Source organism: Paenibacillus sp. PAMC21692, assembly GCF_014303795.1.
GTDB lineage: Bacteria > Bacillota > Bacilli > Paenibacillales > Paenibacillaceae > Pristimantibacillus > Pristimantibacillus agaridevorans.
On record NZ_CP060293.1, the window covers coordinates 5,296,900 to 5,316,440 of the forward strand.

General features: G+C 43.2%; 20 protein-coding genes. All 20 read right to left on the reverse strand.

Annotation, left to right across the window (positions count from 1 at the left end):
- Positions 1-21: 21 nt before the first annotated feature.
- Positions 22-1,137, reverse strand: coding sequence for a DUF4062 domain-containing protein (locus H7F31_RS21310; RefSeq protein ID WP_187100439.1), 1,116 nt, complete (start codon positions 1,135-1,137; stop codon positions 22-24).
- A 453-nt stretch (positions 1,138-1,590) separates the two neighbouring features.
- On the reverse strand, positions 1,591-1,686 hold the full coding sequence (locus tag H7F31_RS34045) for a competence inhibitor ComI (RefSeq protein WP_219930309.1): 96 nt from the start codon (positions 1,684-1,686) through the stop codon (positions 1,591-1,593).
- 291 nt (positions 1,687-1,977) lie between these two features.
- Positions 1,978-2,259, reverse strand: coding sequence for a hypothetical protein (locus tag H7F31_RS21315; protein ID WP_187100440.1), 282 nt, complete (start codon positions 2,257-2,259; stop codon positions 1,978-1,980).
- Positions 2,260-3,981: 1,722 nt separating this feature from the next.
- Positions 3,982-4,263 carry a hypothetical protein gene (locus tag H7F31_RS21320; protein WP_187100441.1) on the reverse strand — a complete coding sequence of 94 codons (282 nt, stop codon included), beginning with the start codon at positions 4,261-4,263 and terminating at the stop codon, positions 3,982-3,984.
- Positions 4,264-4,454: 191 nt separating this feature from the next.
- The gene (locus H7F31_RS21325; RefSeq protein ID WP_187100442.1) at positions 4,455-4,970 is read right to left on the reverse strand and encodes a hypothetical protein; all 516 of its coding nucleotides are present in this window, start codon (positions 4,968-4,970) and stop codon (positions 4,455-4,457) included.
- 179 nt (positions 4,971-5,149) lie between these two features.
- Positions 5,150-5,458 carry a hypothetical protein gene (locus H7F31_RS21330; protein WP_187100443.1) on the reverse strand — a complete coding sequence of 103 codons (309 nt, stop codon included), beginning with the start codon at positions 5,456-5,458 and terminating at the stop codon, positions 5,150-5,152.
- Between the two features lie 477 nt (positions 5,459-5,935).
- Positions 5,936-6,031, reverse strand: coding sequence for a competence inhibitor ComI (locus H7F31_RS34050; RefSeq protein WP_219993697.1), 96 nt, complete (start codon positions 6,029-6,031; stop codon positions 5,936-5,938).
- Between the two features lie 818 nt (positions 6,032-6,849).
- Positions 6,850-7,323 carry a hypothetical protein gene (locus H7F31_RS21335; RefSeq protein WP_187100444.1) on the reverse strand — a complete coding sequence of 158 codons (474 nt, stop codon included), beginning with the start codon at positions 7,321-7,323 and terminating at the stop codon, positions 6,850-6,852.
- A gap of 225 nt (positions 7,324-7,548) precedes the next feature.
- Positions 7,549-7,866 (reverse strand): hypothetical protein, encoded by a 318-nt coding sequence (locus tag H7F31_RS21340; RefSeq protein ID WP_187100445.1) that lies wholly within the window; start codon positions 7,864-7,866, stop codon positions 7,549-7,551.
- A gap of 256 nt (positions 7,867-8,122) precedes the next feature.
- A complete protein-coding gene (locus tag H7F31_RS21345) occupies positions 8,123-8,602 on the reverse strand; it encodes a hypothetical protein (RefSeq protein ID WP_187100446.1) in 480 nt (159 codons plus the stop codon).
- A 138-nt stretch (positions 8,603-8,740) separates the two neighbouring features.
- A complete protein-coding gene (locus tag H7F31_RS21350) occupies positions 8,741-9,859 on the reverse strand; it encodes a tyrosine-type recombinase/integrase (RefSeq protein ID WP_187100447.1) in 1,119 nt (372 codons plus the stop codon).
- A gap of 214 nt (positions 9,860-10,073) precedes the next feature.
- Positions 10,074-11,603, reverse strand: a complete 1,530-nt coding sequence (locus H7F31_RS21355) for a methyl-accepting chemotaxis protein (protein WP_187100448.1) — start codon at positions 11,601-11,603, stop codon at positions 10,074-10,076.
- Positions 11,604-11,769: 166 nt separating this feature from the next.
- Positions 11,770-13,326 (reverse strand): ABC-F family ATP-binding cassette domain-containing protein, encoded by a 1,557-nt coding sequence (locus tag H7F31_RS21360; RefSeq protein ID WP_187100449.1) that lies wholly within the window; start codon positions 13,324-13,326, stop codon positions 11,770-11,772.
- Positions 13,327-13,481: 155 nt separating this feature from the next.
- Positions 13,482-15,077 carry an MDR family MFS transporter gene (locus tag H7F31_RS21365; protein WP_187100450.1) on the reverse strand — a complete coding sequence of 532 codons (1,596 nt, stop codon included), beginning with the start codon at positions 15,075-15,077 and terminating at the stop codon, positions 13,482-13,484.
- Between the two features lie 73 nt (positions 15,078-15,150).
- Complete coding sequence (locus H7F31_RS21370; protein ID WP_187100451.1) at positions 15,151-15,576, reverse strand: MarR family winged helix-turn-helix transcriptional regulator; 426 nt, start codon at positions 15,574-15,576, stop codon at positions 15,151-15,153.
- A 171-nt stretch (positions 15,577-15,747) separates the two neighbouring features.
- The gene (locus H7F31_RS21375; protein ID WP_187100452.1) at positions 15,748-16,269 is read right to left on the reverse strand and encodes a DUF2179 domain-containing protein; all 522 of its coding nucleotides are present in this window, start codon (positions 16,267-16,269) and stop codon (positions 15,748-15,750) included.
- A gap of 12 nt (positions 16,270-16,281) precedes the next feature.
- Positions 16,282-17,172, reverse strand: coding sequence for an ectoine hydroxylase (gene thpD, locus H7F31_RS21380; RefSeq protein WP_187100453.1), 891 nt, complete (start codon positions 17,170-17,172; stop codon positions 16,282-16,284).
- A 72-nt stretch (positions 17,173-17,244) separates the two neighbouring features.
- Positions 17,245-17,643 carry an ectoine synthase gene (locus H7F31_RS21385; protein ID WP_187100454.1) on the reverse strand — a complete coding sequence of 133 codons (399 nt, stop codon included), beginning with the start codon at positions 17,641-17,643 and terminating at the stop codon, positions 17,245-17,247.
- 26 nt (positions 17,644-17,669) lie between these two features.
- Positions 17,670-18,989 carry a diaminobutyrate--2-oxoglutarate transaminase gene (ectB, locus tag H7F31_RS21390; RefSeq protein ID WP_187100455.1) on the reverse strand — a complete coding sequence of 440 codons (1,320 nt, stop codon included), beginning with the start codon at positions 18,987-18,989 and terminating at the stop codon, positions 17,670-17,672.
- The gene (gene ectA, locus H7F31_RS21395) at positions 18,986-19,540 is read right to left on the reverse strand and encodes a diaminobutyrate acetyltransferase (RefSeq protein WP_187100456.1); all 555 of its coding nucleotides are present in this window, start codon (positions 19,538-19,540) and stop codon (positions 18,986-18,988) included. Before ectA ends, ectB begins: the two co-directional genes overlap by 4 nt.
- Between the last annotated feature and the right edge of the window lies 1 nt (position 19,541).

Consider the following 19,541-nt stretch of genomic DNA (forward strand, 5'->3'; position numbering starts at 1 on the left):
CATTGATTTACCTTCAAAGGGTTAAAAAGGAGCAATTAAATTTTTTCCAAACAATTCTTCCAAAGTTTCTTTAAACAAACTCTCGAGTCCATTATTATCAAACAAGGGCTTGAGTTTACTGGAATATATATCGTAAATGTTATATAGGTTTATACTTTCAAAATGTAAAGAATCATTAATATCTTTAAATGCTTTATTTATGGAGTTTCCAATTTCTTCTTCAAGGTCGCTAAATATAAAATCAGTGTCGAGAAACACACCATTCTGATCATAAACCTGAGCATTATTCAAAACGATATCAACAAAATGCTCAGTAACCTCAAATATTTTACCTTCTTCTTTATCGTCAAATATAAAAATATTACTGAACTTTAAGTTTTCAATTATTTTATTAGTATAAAATAAAATTGTTTTTTCATTTTGTCTTTTAACTACATCCTCATATTCTCCTGATTCTGTTAGAATTGATTTACCTATTTGATTTATCATTTCATTCATACGTTCAGAAATATTATGCAACTCTGATACTTCATCAATTATTTTGTTTTTATCCTTTTCTTTAATTAGTTCTATTATGTAATTGTAAAACATACCTGCCCATTGACTTCTTAGATATACTTCTATTTCTTCAAACTTTTCAAACGTAGTGATCGCTTTAACTTTAACTTCATCTATAAAATCAAAAACATTTGGACTATCTACATATGCAAATCTAAAATTTGATTCAGGATTTTTTAATATATCTAAAATAATCTTTTTATTTTTTTTGAATGTATGGTATTCACTATAAACATTTTTTTCAACAAAGATATAAATAGGAATGTTGTTATCAACAGCTTCCCTAAATTCTTTTCGAGTAATAGAAATATAATTCTTCTCATATTTCTTTACAAAGTCATTTTGTTTCTCCTCACTGGTAGGAGCACCATATCTACCACCAATTATTAACACCATCATATGACAAAGTTTCACTTCGTTATAACAAGATATATCTAATTCTTTATCGTGCTCAAAGAATACGTTTCCACTTTCAAATAAAACAGGCTCAAAACCATATTGATTCACAAATCTTTCAACATTGTTTCTAATATGCTTTAAATCGTAATAAGTTGAGCTTACAAATATTCTTGGCTTCATTGTATTTCCTCCAGTATTTTTTTATTTCGTCCATTTCCTATAACGTTTCGTATATTCGCGACGTCCGACGAAGTCGGATGTATCCGGCTGATTCAGCTTCCCTGCCAATATCATCTGTCCGGACCGAGGGCCGAATGGCCCGATGCGAGAATATGGTGTTAGACGAGGTTAACGCTTCTTTGGGCAACTAACAACCGTTTTGAAAATCTTTCATTATGCTTTTAATACGCCATTAAATACGATTTGATATTCCGGTTTTTATCGCCATTAATATGCTTTTCAATATTCTTTAATCGCCTTTTCTGTTCACTTCTTTTTCCAATTGTGTTATCATACTTTTAAAGAAGCCGAGTGCGGCTAACACTCGGCTTAACAATTGGCTTGGATGGGATATCCCTTCTGAGTGATTCAGGAATAAAAACCCACCTGTGGCGCTAACCTTGGGGTGGGTTTTTACTTTCTCTTGTTGTTAGAGTTAATGTATGTTAAAAGTGCAAGGATAAACGATCCAAACAAAAACATGATCGTAATTGCATCCTTAACCTCCATGGCCTCACCTCCTTTCGAAGGGAAACCATGCCCACCCAAGATTCAATTGTCTTTCCTATTGTACCATCTTCTACCAACAAGATGAAGAACGATTGTTCGTTTTTTTGATCTTAAACCCGTTAATTTCGTCTAACGTTTCGTATATTCACGACGCTCGACGAAGTCGAGTGTGTCCACAGCAACCGCTTCTTTGAAGCCGCTTCTGGGACCGAGGGCGAACGCCCGATGCGTGAATATGGTGTTATATGAAGTAACCAACTTCTCGAACATCTTTCACAATTATATTCGTTCTTAAATATGCTTTATTAATATCTTTCCTTTTGTGTTAAGCGCTTGCTCTTCGGAAAGGTCAACAAGTATTCCTATAATATCTTTTCTAATGTTCTTTATGTTGCTTCCATAATTAAGAATTTCGATGCCTTTAATTTCAATTTTCGTTTTTTCATTTGATTGATATCTTAAAGTATCTACGATCTTTAAAGAGACATCAGAATCATTGAGAATAAGTGTGAGAACGTAACCTCTACCAGTAATTTTGAATACCTCTTCGACCTTACATTCTAAAGAAGACAAACAACATCACCGCTCTTTTAAGTTTGAAATCTGGTTATTTCATATAACGTTTCGTATATTCACGACACTCGACGAAGTCGAGTGTGTCCGCTGCATCAGCTTCCCTGCCAATATCTCCTGCCGGATCGAGGGCGAATGCCCGATGCGTGAATATGGTGTTAAGTGAAGTTCCCGCCTTCTTCGTGATACTTTCACATGTGCTCTTGATCTTCATAATGTGATCTTAAAATATGTTCCTGTCCTTCAAACATGTTCTGGCTCTTAAAATATGCTCTTGTCCTTCAAAAATGTTCTTGATCTTAAAATACGATCTTGAACATACTTGATCTTCAAAATACGCTCTTAACCATGAATCTGCACTTGATCTCAGCAAATATGATTATGATTAAAGAATACTCCCTTGAACTTAAATAATCTTAGCGGGAATTTCACTTAACGTTTGTGTATTCACGAACCTTCACTGCCTTAAGTGACCGGAGGGAACGGCCGCGACGCGGTTAGGCAGTGCAAGGTTGTCCGGCTGACTATGCTTCTCTGCTACTGAATCAACTACTTCGAAACCTCATCTTTCAACTTCGGTCCGGACCAAGGAGCGATAGCGACGCAGCGTGAATACGGTGTTATATGACGTACTTGTCTCCTTGAGCTACTTTCACAACGGCTTCTTTGAGAACACTTGCAAATTATGCTCTTCTAACCAACATCATCGAGTCGGCTTACAAAATATGCTTTTCTAACCAACCTCTTCGAATCGGCTTGCAAATATGCTCTTCTAACCAACCTCTTCGAATCGGCTTGCAAATATGCTCTTCTAACCAACCTCTTCGAATCGGCTTGCAAAATATGCTCTTCTAACCAACCCCTTCGAATCGGCTTGCAAAATATGCTCTTCTAACCCTACTTCATCGAACCGGCATTCAAACACACTATTTTATTACAGCCTCATCAATCCGGTTGCTAAAGTTAGAAAATGCAATTCCGGTGAATGAACCGAATTCAAAAATTGGTCTTCGAGTATGTCATATAACGTTGTTGTGTTCACGAACCCGAAAGGCTTAAGTTGCCGATCAATCAAGCGCAGCGATTGATTCTTGCCGGGTGGCCCCGCCACTTAGCCTTGCAGGGTTGTCCGGCTGACTACGCTTCCTGGCTTCTTAACTTCTGCCGGACCGAGGAGCGACAGCGACGATGCGTGAACACGTTGTTATATGTAGTCCCTGTCTTCTTTGAATAGCCCACAAAAATGCTTTAACTTCTACTTCCCCGAGAGACCTCCGAAACAAGTCATTTACCATCTGCTCCCTCGAGCAACATAAAAAAACAAGTCTTTAACAACTGCTCCTCCGAGTTTCTTACAAAAAACAAGTCCTTTAACAACTACTACTCGAGATTCCTACAAAAAAGTCTTTCAAAACTGCTTCGTTGAGCTTCTTACCAAAAAGTCTTTCGACAACTACTTCCTTGAACTGCCTACAAAAAAACATGTCCTTCAACATCTCTTCATCGCGTTTTCAGCACAAACAATTCTTGAATGATCTAATTGCTTTACAGGGATTACATATAACGTTTCGTATATTCACGACGCTCGACGAAGTCGAGTGTGTCCACAGCAACCGCTTCTTTGAAGCCGCTTCTGGGACCGAGGGCGAACGCCCGATGCGTGAATATGGTGTTATATGAAGTAACCAACTTCTCGAACATCTTTCACAATTATATTCGTTCTTAAATATGCTTTATTAATATCTTTCCTTTTGTGTTAAGCGCTTGCTCTTCGGAAAGGTCAACAAGTATTCCTATAATATCTTTTCTAATGTTCTTTATGTTGCTTCCATAATTAAGAATTTCGATGCCTTTAATTTCAATTTTCGTTTTTTCATTTGATTGATATCTTAAAGTATCTCCGATCTTTAAAGAGACATCAGAATCATTGAGAATAAGTGTGAGAACGTAACCTCTACCAGTAATTTTGAATACCTCTTCGACCTTACATTCTAAAGAAGACAAACAACATCACCGCTCTTTTAAGTTTGAAATCTGGTTATTTCATATAACGTTTCGTATATTCACGACGTCCGACGAAGTCGGATGTGTCCGGCTGCATTAGCTCCCTTGCCAATTACAACTGTCCGGACCGAGGGCGAATGCCCGATGCGGGAATATGGTGTTATCAGAAGTCAATGCCTCCATGATTCAGCTTACTCAATTTCTTTAAATGTATATGAAAATGCTTCAAGTGTAGCTTGCTTATCTTCACTGAAGAAAAGTAGTTGGTAATTATAAAAATTAATTACGTTTGAGTAGAAATCATAAATACCGTTGTTAAATTTTCTAGTTAAGTTAGATTCAAATCTAATTTCCTTTCTTTTAAGTTTATGTGCCACTTGTAAAGCTGAGTTTCCAATACTTATTTCATGATCAATAATGAATGGTTGCGACATGAAAGGAACAAATTCAGTTAAAGTGTTAAAATGTTTATTAATTCGGTTAACATCAGAAAAGTAGAATAAATTCAAAGCATATTCTCCTTCTATTCCCACTTCTTTCCGATTAAAATCCTCAACGATAAATTGTCTTTCAGAAAAAGAAATTAAAACCCCCTCTCCCAAATAATAAAGTGGTCGATTTTCAATTTTCATTATTGGAACTTTTATGTCACGAAAAACATCACTTAATGGCATGAATCTGTGTATTTCTTTTAACTTTTCCCACATATGTTCACCTACTAAATTGATTTAGCATTGATTTCTGATAACGTTTCGTATATTCACGACGTCCGACGTAGTCGGATGTGTCCGGCTGCTACAACTCCCCTGCCAATATCTCCTGCCGGACCGAGGGCGTCAGCCCGATGCGTGAATATGGTGTTAGGCGATGTTGCTGGCATCTTGAATTATCCTTCATATGCCCTTGATGCTTCTAACAATTCATTATTTCTTTCAAGTTCTTCCAATACTCTTTGAATATCACTTTTTGAATAGTTTCTAACGATTATCATGTGTTTTATATATAAGCCTGGAGGGTCAATATTTACTCTAGATAAGTTGTTTTTTAATCTTTCAGGTGTATATAGAATGCTCCATCGCTTTGATCCATCATTAAAAGTCATCGTTATTTCAATCCAATTCCACTCTGACGGATCATCGCCAACCTCATCATCAAATCTCCAAGTAACTAATTTGGGTTTCTGAATTTCTGACAACTTTGATTACCCCCAAAAAATGAATACATATTTCAGCAATGTCGCCTAACGTTTCGTATATTCACGACGTCCGATGAATGTCGGATGTGTCCGGCTGCTCCAGCTTCTCTGCCAGTAGCTCCTGCCGGACCGAGGGCGAATGCCCGATGCGTGAATATGGTGTTAGACGAGGTTAACGCTTCTTTGAGCCAACCACAAATGGTTAAATGTCATTCAAAATGCCTTTACCAAGGTTTTTAAAACGCCTTTAATACGATTTTCAATACGCACTTTTCATTTCCAGTTTTTAATGCCTTTATTATGATTTCAATATTCTTTAATCGCTTCTGTTCACTTCTTTTTCCAATTGTGTTATCATACTTTTAAAGAAGCCGAGTGCGGCTAACACTCGGCTTAACAATTGGCTTGGATGGGATTTCCCTTCTGAGTTGCATAGGAATAAAAACCCACCTCTGGCGTCAACCTTTGGGTGGGTTTTTACTTTTTCTTGTTGTTAGAATTGATGTATGTTAAAAGGGCAAGGATAAACGATCCAAATAAAAACATGATCGTCAAAGCATCCTTTACTTCCATGGCCTCACCTCCTTTCGAAGGGAAACCATGCCCACCCAAGATTCAATTGTCTTTCCTATTGTACCATCTTCTACCATTAAGATGAAGAACAATTGTTCTATATTTCTTTAATTTTAAACCCGTTAATTTCGTCTAACGTTGTTGTGTTCACGAACCCTCACTGCCTTAAGTGACCAACGGGAACGGCCGCGACGCGGTTAGGCTGTGCAGGGTTGTCCGGCTGAAAATGCTTCTCTGCTACTGAATCCACTTCCTCGAAACCGCTTCATACTACTTCGGCCCGGATCAAGGAGCGTTAGCGACGATGCGTGAATACAGTGTTAAGTGATGTTCCCGCCTTCTTCGTCATACTTTCATATTTGCTCTTGATCTTCATTATGTTCTTGATCTTAAAATACGCTCTTAGCCTTCAAATGTGTTCTTGATCTTAAAATATGCACTTGTCTTTCAAATACCTTCTTGGTCTTTAAAATAAGTTCTTAAACCTAAATCCGCGCTTGATCTCAACAAATATCATCATGATTTAAAATTACTCTCTTGTACTTTAATGATCTTAGCGGGAATTTCACTTAACGTTTCGTATATTCACGACGTCTGACGTAGTCGGATGTGTCCACAGCAACCACTCCTTCGAAACCGCTTCTGGGACCAAGGGCGAATGCCCGATGCGTGAATATGGTGTTAGCCGAAGTACTTGCCTTCTTTGAATTCTCCTTCACTATATTTCTGCTTCTTCTTTTTATATAAAACTCTTCCGAATTCCTCGTTTGCCGGTATAACTCTGATTATTCTATTTGAATCAATTGATTTCGTTAATACTATTTGGTAGTCCTCAAGTATATATCCATAAATGCTGCATCATTCAGTGTTTCTTTATATATTTCAGGTCTTTTAAAAATTTCTTCCTTACCAAGTTTTAAATAGTCGGTTTCATTTGTTGGTATTCCTGCAGCACTCCAAGAAACTCGTTCCCCTATTCTCCAGATAACTGTATTCTGAAGTTCTTGCCCTAATTCTGATAAGCTTTTTATTGGTTTTTCAAACTTATCTCTTGTTGTCGCTCCAATGAAGTGACCGTAATATGCTGGGAGATCTTGATCTTCAACTTTAAATATAAAGCCGTTATAACTTTTTCCATCTTTCCTAAATCTTTTTAGTGCTTTCATCCACCATCTGTCTAAAGAACGATGTCCAGTAACTGGGTAACAATAAATGCCGTTTGGACTTTTTCTTATGCCGTTTTTTAGAATGTGTTTTGAATTATTTACTGGCGACCAATGAACTACAAGCATTAGGGTCAACTCCTAAACTATATTATTGCAAGTATTTCGGCTAACGTTTCGTATATTCACGACGTCCGACGTAGTCGGATGTGTCCGGCTGACTCAGCTTCCCTGCCAATTGCTTCTGCCGGACCGAGGGGCGAATGCCCCGAAGCGTGAATATAGTGTTATAGGATGTCAGCGCCTTCTTCGAATTTCATTCGTTATTTAGTTTTTTTATATATTCCTTTTAATTCAATCATCTAATCCAGCTACCATTGCGGCACTAACAATCCATATGGCAATTGCAGGTATGTAATATATAACAGCCATACTTGTATCAACGTTATTTTCAATTTTAGTAAAGAACAATATATTATAAGAAATGAATAAAAGAAATGATATAAAACCTTTTAGGTAGGAACCTCCATATATAAGAAATCCTACTCCAGGAATTAACAAATTCGAAATGATACTTATACGTTTTTTAAAAGACAAATGATCTCGCTTTAAATCGTCAACTTCTTTGTATAAGTCTGATTTAATTTGTTTTATTAGCTCCTCGCTTTCCACTAAAAGTCACCTCCTATTTTTAGCATTTAACATCCTTGGGTATAACGAATGTAGCTTTAATATGTCTTAGGTTTTAATGCATTTATGATTTGCGCTGATTTCCTATAACGTTTCGTATATTCACGACGCTCGACGTAGTCGAGTGTGTCCGGCTGCAACAGCCCCCCTGCCAATATCTTCTGCCGGACCGAGGGCGTCAGCCCGATGCGGGAATATGGTGTTATGTGATGTCAGCATCTTCTTCGAATTACTTAAATCAGTTCTTTAATTTCTTTGCCACTCTTTTAAACTCTTCATATTTCTCTCTCGATGCTTTAATTTTACTCTCTACTACTTGTGGGGCAACAACTGCTAAGTCAGGTAATTTCTCATTTAAATAACGGTATAACAATCTTTTTTCATTATCAGTTGGAATTATTGGTGCAACTGGTATAACTAGATGATTTTCTTTTTCTTCAAGTAGATTAGGCATTCCAAAAGCAAAAAAATTATGAAGTGCTCTTTTCCGATCTGTATCTGTTTCTTCATAAATACCATTAGAATCTACATGGAATCTATCAAATTCAATCGCAAGCAGTTCATGTGGCTTCCTGTCTTTATTTTTGTAATACAAAATTACTTCAAGTACATCCTGATTTGCTAATTGAGGCACAGATTTATATTTATGATTCTTGGGTTGAGGTATCTTAATAATCTTATCGCCTTTAGAAAGGAATAAATATCTACATCCAATCATCCATACCACTCTTTCACTCTTTTATTTCTGCTGATTTCACATAACTCCTTATTTCTGTATTACAATAAAATGCTGAATACAGTGGTGTTTGCGTATGGCGTGAATAAAACTTCTGAAAGCCCATCATTATTTTTCCTATTACAAGTCCAAAGGGCTCTTAATTCGGCTGATGTTTTTCGTGCTGACATGCGTATATCGCTCAGTCGTTCTGCTGCTCTGATGTCCCAGAAGTTCCTGAATATACCGAAGATCGATGCCTCCCTCAAGCAGATGAGTAGCGAATGAATGCCGCAGAGAATGTATCCCTGCTTGTTTAACGATTCCTGAACTGGCTAAGGCTTGCTCGAAGATCTTCTGAGCGGTTCGTTCCGTTAACGGCTTGCCCGCGTATTGACCAGGGAATAACCATGGCTCTGTAGCTCCATGCTGTATTAGGTAAGAATGGAGCACGGCAAGCGCGTGGTCCGACAATAAGGTCAGTCGATCTTTTCGCCCTTTCCCCTGTCGTACTCGCAAAGTCTTGCGTTCAACGTCAATGTCTTCATGTCTTAGTTTAACAACCTCGCTTACCCGCAGACCAGACGAATACGTAAGCATAAGCAGCGCTTTGTGTTTCTGATTCTCCAATGCTTCGAATAAACGTTTGACCTCTCCCAAGGACAACACTTGAGGAAGTCTCGCTTCTTTCTTTGGCCTTACATAAGAAGTATCATCCTGAATCGACATCACCCGCATTCGAAAAAATTTGATCGCACTGATTGCTTGATTGACATAGGAATGGGATCGTTCATTCTCCAGAAGTCGCAAGGAATAGGATTGAACGGCCTTTGTATCCCCAATACTGCCTCCGGATTCCCGAAGGAAAAGATAATATCGTTCCATATGTCCCAGATAAGCACGGATTGTCTTAGCCGAAAATCCCCTTAATCGCATCGCTTCCGTCATTTTCTGTCTGCTTTCGGGATCCCAAATCTTTTGTTTGCGGTTGGCCGTACGATGATTGCGTGAATCCAACTCATCAGGATGAAATAAATAACACTCTTCCATTAAAGCCGAGTCAGCCCGCAGCTGTTCATAACCGGCTATTTCAATGAGTTGCTCCAGCAGATGCAGCGTGTATGAGAATTCCCATACCTTTAATTCCGGCTTCCATCTGCTCCCCTTCAGTGATTTCATGTACTTGACGTAATCGGTATTAAATTCTTTCCATGAAGCTCGGATCGTATATTCGTTTACTTTTACTAGCATTATTGTCATCAGAATTCTCCCCCATTATATCATCCATGCAAAATACTGGAAACAAAAAAAGGAACAAAGTCCTAAGACTTTAGTTCCTCTGGTTCTTCCAGCGAAATTCATTTATAGTTCTATACTAACTCAATGTTCAAACTCTTGTAAATCATAATTGGGGCAAGCCGCCACTTCATTTGTTCTTCTACCTCATCAACAATCTGCCTTGCATCTATGTTGACTATCGGTTTAAATCCTGCTCCAAGTTTTGAGTCAAACCTCTTAACTGGCGTATTTCTTCGTCTACCTGCTCAGCGGACTCGGTCTGAGATTGGCTGGCAGCTGTCAATTGTTCCAAAGCTAGCCGGTTATGATGAACTGCGGTCATGATGTCTTTCATACCATCGGTAATAACCGCAGAACCATTAGACATGCCTACCATCTGCTCATTCATGAGCCGGACGAACCTGATTGTCTGGATGATAAGATTCTGCACATGCTCGAAACGATCTTGGAATTGGGCAAGATGAAGCGTCGAATTTTTCACCAAATCGCGACCTTGCTCCATATTCCGATAGTTGTCCACCGTTTCCCGATGTATATCCGCAATCATCAACTTCATCTCATCCGACACGGTGCGACTTTGCTGCGCTAACTTTCGGATTTCCGACGCAACAATGGCAAATCCCCGGCCTTGTTCCCCAGCGCGTGCTGCTTCAATTGAAGCATTAAGGGATAATAATGCGGTCTGATCGGCAATAGTCTCAATGGCCGCCAGACGCTCCTGAGCTTCGGAAGCGGATTTACGGGTTGTCGCCATCGATTCGCTTAATGCCTGAATCGCTTTTTCTATTTCTTGTTGCTTCAAACCAATCTCTTGTACAAGCAAATCGCTTTCACCCATGATGTGTTCGGTTTGTTCCGCTTTCTCCTTCAAGGAGTCAGATGCCTCCATCCCCAGAGAAACGATCGATCCCATTTCGTTCAACTTTATTTCCGCCATTCCGACAGAACGATGCTGCGAATCCAGCCGAGTAGTCACTTCGTCAAAGGACTTTCGCATCTCTGCATTGGCGGCAATATGCATTTGCGACTTCTCCGCAACGATGTCGGTAGACAATTGAATGGATGTTGACAGTTCTCTGACCCGACTGATCAAGTCGACTAGCCTTTCCTCTTTGGCTGCCTTCTCTTGTTCAAGCGTTTGCGTAATACGATGTTTCGATCGGATTTGAAGGATGGTTGCGCCAGAAGTAAGCAGCAAGAACAGAGCATGAATGATCAACATAAGAACTGGATAGGAATTCGTACCGAAGATGATCTGGGGAAACCATACAAAACCGACCAAATGCTGAGTCGCAAATAGAACTGTCATTAACGTAATTAACTTCACATTTTCATAATAGGCTAATGCCGCAATGACCATAAAGATTGAGAAATGAAACTCGACGCCACCGCCGCTTCCGCTTATGATGGCAATGCTTGACAAGGTAAGCGTCAAAGTATTTAACCATGGCAACATTTGATGGTTTCTCTTAGCCATATACGTATAAATAGCTGCTGCGAGTGTAACAAAGGGTAATATTGCTAATAGAAGAATTGAACTGGATATCCATCCGGCTGTGGGTGCATGACTTGCCATGTCTCCATGACTATGGCCTTCCGCTCCTCCAATTACATGAAAAACTTGCGCTAATCCGTATATTAACGCCGATAAAGCTGCAGCTGCAGCGGCAAGCAGCAACATTAACCGATTTTTTTGTTCATACATGATTATAAATACTTCCTCTCAAATAATCCGAATTATATCACATTGCAACAATACATTTTATACTTTAAAACTGAACATTTTCTGAAATCTTATCTACATAGTTATTTACCACAAAAAAACCTGCTCCCTTGGGAAATAAGGAAACAGGTTTGATTGATCACTCCGATTAAAAAACTTTTGTCGTCCAAGACTCGCAGTTCCAAGTCTCCGTCACGACATCGCGATAAAATTCCGGTTCGTGGGAAATAAGCAGAATGCTTCCCTTGTAAGCCTTGAGCGCACGCTTAAGCTCATCCTTCGCGTCAACGTCCAAATGGTTTGTTGGCTCGTCGAGTACGAGCAGGTTGGATTCGCGGTTGATCAGCTTGCAGAGGCGAACCTTTGCTTTCTCGCCGCCGCTCAGAACCGTGATTTTGCTCTCGATATGCTTGGTGGTCAAGCCGCATTTTGCCAGCGCCGCACGTACTTCGAATTGAGTGAAGGAAGGGAACTCGTTCCAGATCTCCTCGATACAAGTGTTGTAGTTCGCATCTTTGGCTTCCTGAACGAAATAGCCAATCTCCAAATTTTCGCCGAGCTGGACCTGGCCGGAGACAGCTGGAATCTCGCCCAAAATGCTGCGCAACAATGTCGTTTTGCCAATGCCGTTAGCGCCGACAAGCGCAATTTTCTGTCCGCGTTCCATACGAAGGTCAAGCGGACGGGAAAGCGGCTCGGAGTAACCGATGACGAGATCTTTGGCTTCGAAGATAACACGGCCTGCGGTTCTGCCTTCTTTAAAGTTAAACGTCGGCTTCGGTTTCTCCTTGGCCAGCTCGATGACGTCCATCTTATCCAGCTTCTTCTGACGGGACATCGCCATATTCCGGGTAGCTACGCTCGCCTTGTTCCGCGCCACGAAGTCCTTCAGATCCGCAATTTCTTGCTGTTGGCGCTTAAAAGCGGATTCCAGCTGCTGCTTCCGCATCTCGTGCACTTCCATGAAGTGGTCATAGTCGCCGACATAACGGTTCAGCTGCTGATTCTCCATATGATAAATCAGGTTAATGACGCTGTTGAGGAATGGAATATCATGCGAGATCAAGATGAACGCATTCTCGTATTCCTGCAAATAACGCCTTAGCCACTCGATATGCACTTCGTCAAGATAGTTCGTAGGCTCGTCGAGGAGCAAAATATCCGGTTTCTCGAGCAACAGTTTGGCCAGCAATACCTTCGTCCGTTGACCGCCGCTCAGATCGTTAACGTCCTTGTCGAGACCAATATCCGTCAGTCCGAGTCCGCGGGCGGTTTCCTCGACCTTCGCGTCGATCATATAGAAGTCTTGATTGGTCAAAGTATCTTGGAGCGTGCCAACATCCTCCAATAACTTCTCGAGCTCCTCTGGCGATACGTCGCCCATTCGGCCGTACATGTCGTTCATCTCGTTTTCCATGTCGAACAAATATTGAAATGCGCTCTTTAGAACGTCGCGAATCGTCATGCCTTTGGTTAATGCCGCATGCTGATCCAGATAGCCGACGCGCATACGCTTGGACCATTCCACCTTGCCGTCATCCGGCTGCAGCTTGCCTGTAATGATGTTCATAAAGGTCGACTTGCCTTCGCCGTTCGCGCCGATCAAGCCGATATGCTCGCCTTTCAACAGACGGAACGATACATCGTTAAAGATCGCACGGTCTCCGAAGCCGTGGCTGAGACGTTCTACATTTAATATGCTCATGAATGACACCTTTTCTGTAAGAATTTCATACTCCGCTATATTATAATCGTTATCGCCCCGTCAACTCAACACCAATCGGCAGAAAATACAAAGAATCGCCCCATAACCCGAATATCATGAATGATATAAGGATATGGGGCGATAAATTCCTTAGGTTAGACGGCTTCAGCTTGAGGCTCTTGCTCCGGCATTTTGTTGGAGGTGCGAAGCGGTATCTCCCTCAGGAAGAAGGAAAGAATCATCGCGATGACGACAAGCGAAGCTCCTGCAAGAAATACGACCGTCAGCGAATGGCTAAGCGCATCTCTCAGCATGTCGATCATTTGAGTAATCAATGGCTGCACGTCTGCAGGAAGCGTCTGCTGAAGTTGCTCCAGCTTCGGTTGATCCAGCAGCATCTCCGGATTCTGGAAGGCCGACAGCTCTTTGGCCAGCTCCGGGTCCAGTTCGTCGAAGTGAAAGCCCGTACTCGACGACGAAGCTTCCTTCATGTTGCGTACAAGCGCCGACTGCATGATCGTTCCCATAATGGCGATACCGATTGTGCCGCCCAGGTTACGGAATAGCTGAGACGAGGATGTAGCGACACCGAGCTCAGTCGGCTTAACGGCATTTTGTACCGTTAAGGAGAAAACCGGCATGCCTACGCCTAGTCCGATACCGAATACGATCATCGCGATGACCGCAACCCATACGCTGTTCATAAATGCCATGATTAGCAATCCTGCAACCATAATCGGCATTCCGATTATGGCATAACGTTTGTATTTGCCCGTCTTCGTAATTTGACGTCCGATAATGGTACTCATAATGACCATCCCGATGGACATTGGCATCGTAACATAACCGGAATAGGTTGGCGAAATGCCTTCTACACCCTGCACGAAGAATGGCAAGTAGATCAGGGCGCCCATCATGCCGGCGTTCATCAGGAAACCAATGACATTAGAGATCGTTACGATATCATTGCGGAACAAGGACAACGGAAGTACGGGGCTTTTGGCACGGCGTTCGACCAAAATAAAGAGTATCAGCGATATAATCGCTGCGCCGAACAGTCCGAGAATTTCGAAAGAAGCCCATTCGTATTTGCTCCCCGCCCAAGTGAAACCCAGCAACAGAGCAATGATGGTAATGCTGAGGAAAAACGAACCCGCATAGTCGATACTCTCGGATGGCTTGCGTTCAACCTTGGGGAACAGGAACAGAATCATAAAGAACGCAACGATGCCAAGAGGCAGGAAAATCCAGAACAGCCACTTCCACTCCATGTTGTCTACCAGCCATCCCCCGAGTGTTGGTCCGATGACGCTGGAGAATCCGAAAACGGCCATCATGACGCCGGTCCATTTGCCGCGCTCGCGCGGCGAAAACAGATCCCCGACAGCCGTAAAGACGGTAGCCATAATAATGCCGGCGCCAACACCCTGCACACCGCGATAAATGATCAGTTGAAAGATGTCCTTGGAAAAGCCCGTTAATAATGCGCCGATCATAAATATAACGATACCTGTCAAGATAAATGGTTTCCGGCCATAAATATCGGACAGCTTGCCGACAAGTACGGTCGCAAGCGTAGATGTTAACATATAGATCGTAATGACCCAGCTATAATACTCCATTCCGCTTAATACGGCGATAATTCGCGGCATAGCTGTGCTTACGATTGTCTGATTGATCGCCGAGAAGAACATAGCCGCGATAATCGCGAACATGATGCTCATTTTGCGTTTATGTGTTAGATGTTCCATGATGTTTTCTCCCTCATTCTCTTTAAAAATAGGATGCCCGGTTTTCTGTCTTTGTTGTATACCTTACATGCCTTTAGTTTGCTTCATTCGATAAAGTTTGAGCCGAGGCCACCAGCTTCTCCATAAGAACGGTCACTGTTTCAACTTCGGTCGAACTCAGACTTTCCATATACTTCGCCACGATCTCCTTCCGAAGTTCATGCGATTTATTGATAATTTCTTCACCCGCTTCCGTTAGGCGAACCCTAATAACTCTCCGGTCCTTGACATCGTTCTCCCGAGTGACATAACCCGATCTACCCAAACGATCAATCATCGCGGTCACTGCGCCAGGCTGCACGTCCAGCTTCTCCGCCAGCGCAGTCAGCCTGCAGCTCCCGCTCTCCCTGATAAAATGCAGCATGAACATTTGAGTGCTTGTTACTTGCACGTCCATCTGCTTCATCATCTCAGCGGAGAAAATTCGATTTAAGTAGATCAGGGATCGTTGGAATCTCATCACGAACGTCTCCATCTATTCACCTCGAATCATTTACTTCATCGCTATATATTTCAACTATTGAAATATTAACTTCTAAAATACTTTTTGTCAACGTCCTTTCTTTACCGCATTCGCAGGAGACAAAAAAGAAACCCAACCTCATTACTGAAGTTAGGTTTCTCTTCATAATTATTTTTCCAACAGCTTCGTCCAAAAACCTCCGCGAAAGTGACGAGGTTCATGCGAGATGACAAAGGCTTTGGGGGCCATTTGCTCGATCCGCTCTAACAGCTTTCTTTCATTGCTGCGCTTTACAAGCACTTGCATGATAAGTCGCGGACCTGAGCGGCCTTCGCCTTGCCATGCGGTTACTCCGTAACCAATGTTCCTCAATTGATCCGGCAAACCTGTGTTTACGGTATCCGCAATAACTTGAATGACGGAATACCCAAGCGCCAGCGCTTCCTCGATCCGGCTCCCCAGATAGACGCCGATTCCGAAGCCCAAGCAATACGCTGCTATATACAGGGGACTGGACAAATTGTTTAATACGATCTGCAAACCGACAATATAGACAAAAACTTCCACCATGGCTAATAGGGATGCCGCATTCCGTTTTCCTTTTATCACCAGAATCAGACGAAGCGTGAACAGCGTTACGTAACAAATATTGATTCCCATGATTAATATAATGATCATTAGCGCGTTCATAGAGTTTCACGCTTACTTACGACAAGCGATATAATCCGGACGAGGCCGTTGACCCGAGAAAGGATCAACCAGGCGATTGTTTATGCTGTTATAGACCATGAACACGTTGCTCCGGGGGTAAGGGGAAATATTGCTGCTGGAGCCATGCATCAAATTGCAATCGAATAATAGCACGGAGCCGGCTTTGCCGACCGGCATTTCGATGCCTCCCGCGTCAGCCATCTTCGTCAGACTATCGGGATCCGGCACGCCATACTCCTGTTTGCGCAGCGATTCCTTGAAGTGGTTCTCGGGCGTCCGTCCCACGCAAGAAACGAATTGCTTATGCGAGCCGGGGATAACCATCAACGGTCCATTGAAGGGATGATTGTCGCTTAACGCGACAGAGCAGCTCAGCGCCCGCATGGCGGGCATGCCGTCCTCGACGTGCCACGTCTCGAAGTCGGAATGCCAATAGAATTCCTTGCCCGTGAAACCCGGCTTGAAGTTGATTCTTGATTGATGAATGTAAGTCTCCGAGCCAAGCAAGTAGTTCATGATCGCTTTGAGCCTCGGATGCAGGGACAGGTCGCGGAAGACGTCGTTATTCTCGTGAACGGAGAAGACGGAACGCACCTCTTTGCTTTGAGGTTCGCGAATGACGTGAGCTTCTTCCCGATCGTGATAGTTCTCTTGCAGCTTAGAGAGCACCTGACGCCATGCTTCGACTTCATTCTCCGAGAAAAACTCTTCCAGGAACAGATAGCCGTTGTTCTCGTAGAAGGCCGATTGCTCCTCCGACAACGGACTAGCGTCAGACCACTTCGTATACACGACGGGATCGAGTCGCTCCGTGAGCTGTGGTTGATCGGCAATGCGGGAAGGATAACGGTCGACTTGAGAATTTGCAGTAGTATTGGACATAGGGATCATCTCCTTCTTGGGAATGAGTATAGAATCACTTTTCTCTAAGGCTACTAAAGCAACGGAACAATTTCACGGGGTTTCGGCTGCTTCCGCTTCTAGCGGATAGACGCCATCCTTGTCATGTACTTCGGCTCCAGTCAGCGGTGGATTGAATACACAAACCATGCGCAACTGCTTGCTGGCACGGAGCAGATGTTTTTCATGACCATCCAGCGCATACAAAACTCCCGGCGTAATGGGGTAGGTTTGGCCTCCGATTACTTCAATCTCTCCTTCGCCTTCGATGCAATAGACGGCTTCGACATGGTTCCTGTACCAGATCAGCGTCTCCGTTCCCGCCTTTATAATCGTATCGTGCATGGAGAAACCCATTCCGTCCTTCTTAAGCAGCAGTCTTCTCGAATTCCAGGTTTCGGCATCAATATCGTCCTTCGTGTTCACAATGTCATTCAGGTGTTTGACGATCATAAGCGTTGCCTCCAGTTCTTCATCATTTATCGGCGAATGCCGACCGGTTCCTTTTGTTCTGCAAAGTCATACATTTCGCTCAGCGATGCTTCGATTTTTGCCATTCCTTCAGCAAGCAGCTCCTTTTCGATCGTCAGTGGAGGCATCAGCTTCGCTACTTCGTCACGTGAGCCAGAGGTTTCCATAATCAGTCCCCGTTCGAACGCTTTTCGGCATAATCGACCGGCATCATCCGGATTGTTGAAAACCAGCCCCTGGATCATTCCCTTCCCGCGTACTTCTTTAATCTTGCCGCCGTATCTGGCCGCGGCGAGCTCGAGGAACTTGCGGATCGAAAGGGAGTGCTCCTTAATCCGCAGCTCCAGCGTGCCGTCCTCCCAGAAAGCAATCGCCTCCGTCGCTGCCACGAACCCGAGATTATTGCCACGGAACGTTCCATTGTGCTCGCCAGGGTTCCAGATGTCATACTCCGGCTTAATAAGCGTAAGCGCCATCGGCAGTCCGTACCCCCCGATAGACTTCGACAGGCAGACAATGTCTGGCCTTATCCCCGCTTCTTCGAAGCTGAAAAACGTGCCCGTGCGGCCGCAGCCCATCTGCACATCGTCAACTATAAGTAGCATTTCATGTTCGCGGCAAAGGAGCTCGAGTCTTTGAAGCCACTTTGCGCTGGCCGCGTTCAGCCCGCCTTCACCCTGCATGGTCTCAACGATTACAGCCGCCGGTTTATCGACTCCGCTCCCCGCATCGTTAAGCATCTTCTCCATCAAAAGCGATGTATCGATGAGCGGCCCCATGTACCCGTCATAAGGGAGGAACGTCGTGCCCGATAGACTAACTCCCGCTCCGCCCCTTTTATAGGCATTGCCTGTTGCAGCCAACGATCCTAGCGACATCCCGTGAAATGCATTTGTAAAGGCAATGACATTCGTCCTTCCCGTGACCTTTCTGGCGATCTTTAGCGCGCTCTCGACGGAATTCGTTCCGGTAGGACCCGGGAACATGAGCTTGTACGACAGTCCTCTGGGCTTCAAAATCTTATGCTGAAATGTCAGCAGGAAACGTTCCTTCGCTTCCGTTGCCATGTCAAGACTGTGCGTTATGCCGTCGTTCATCATATAGTCAACGATTCGTGATCGAATCTTTTCGTTGTTATGTCCGTAGTTCAACGCGCCGGCGCCGGCGAAAAAATCGATGTATTCGCGCCCTTTCTTGTCCCAGAGCCTGGCTCCCTTCGCTTTGGCGAATACCGTATCAAAGCTTCTGCAGTAGCTGCGAACTTCCGATTCCAATTGGTTGAACACATCCTGATCTATTGAACCGATACGATTAGGTATGGCTGTCATCTATGAATCTCCTCCGTTCGTTGTGATTTGATGTTTAGCAACCCTTCTCGGTCGAACGGACCGATTCGGAACAGCAACTCGTCATCATGACCTTCCTGATTGGGGAAAAGACCTGATTCATATTTGCTCGCCATCGTACATTCCGCATTCAGCGACTGAGCCATCCCCAGAAATAAGCTTCTCGATGGAATGTTGTTCGGTCCAATGGTCGCCTCCATATATCGAATCCCGGCATTTTCTTTTCTGTCTGACAATTCTCGCAATAATCGTCTTCCAACTCCACGGCCTCGAAGTCCGCCATCTACAGCGATCTGCCATACAAATAACGTTTGCTCATCCGCAGGCTTTCGGAACGCGGATACAAAACCGACAATCCGATCCTCGGACTGTGCGATACAGCAAGTGTCGCGGAACATATCGCATAACATCAAGTAACTGTAAGGAGAATTCAAGTCGAGCCCTCCCGAATCCCGGACAAGCCTCCATACTTCGCTCCCGTCCTTCTCCTCGGGTTTGCGATACAGAATGGAAGGCGGTTCTCTTCTATTCATT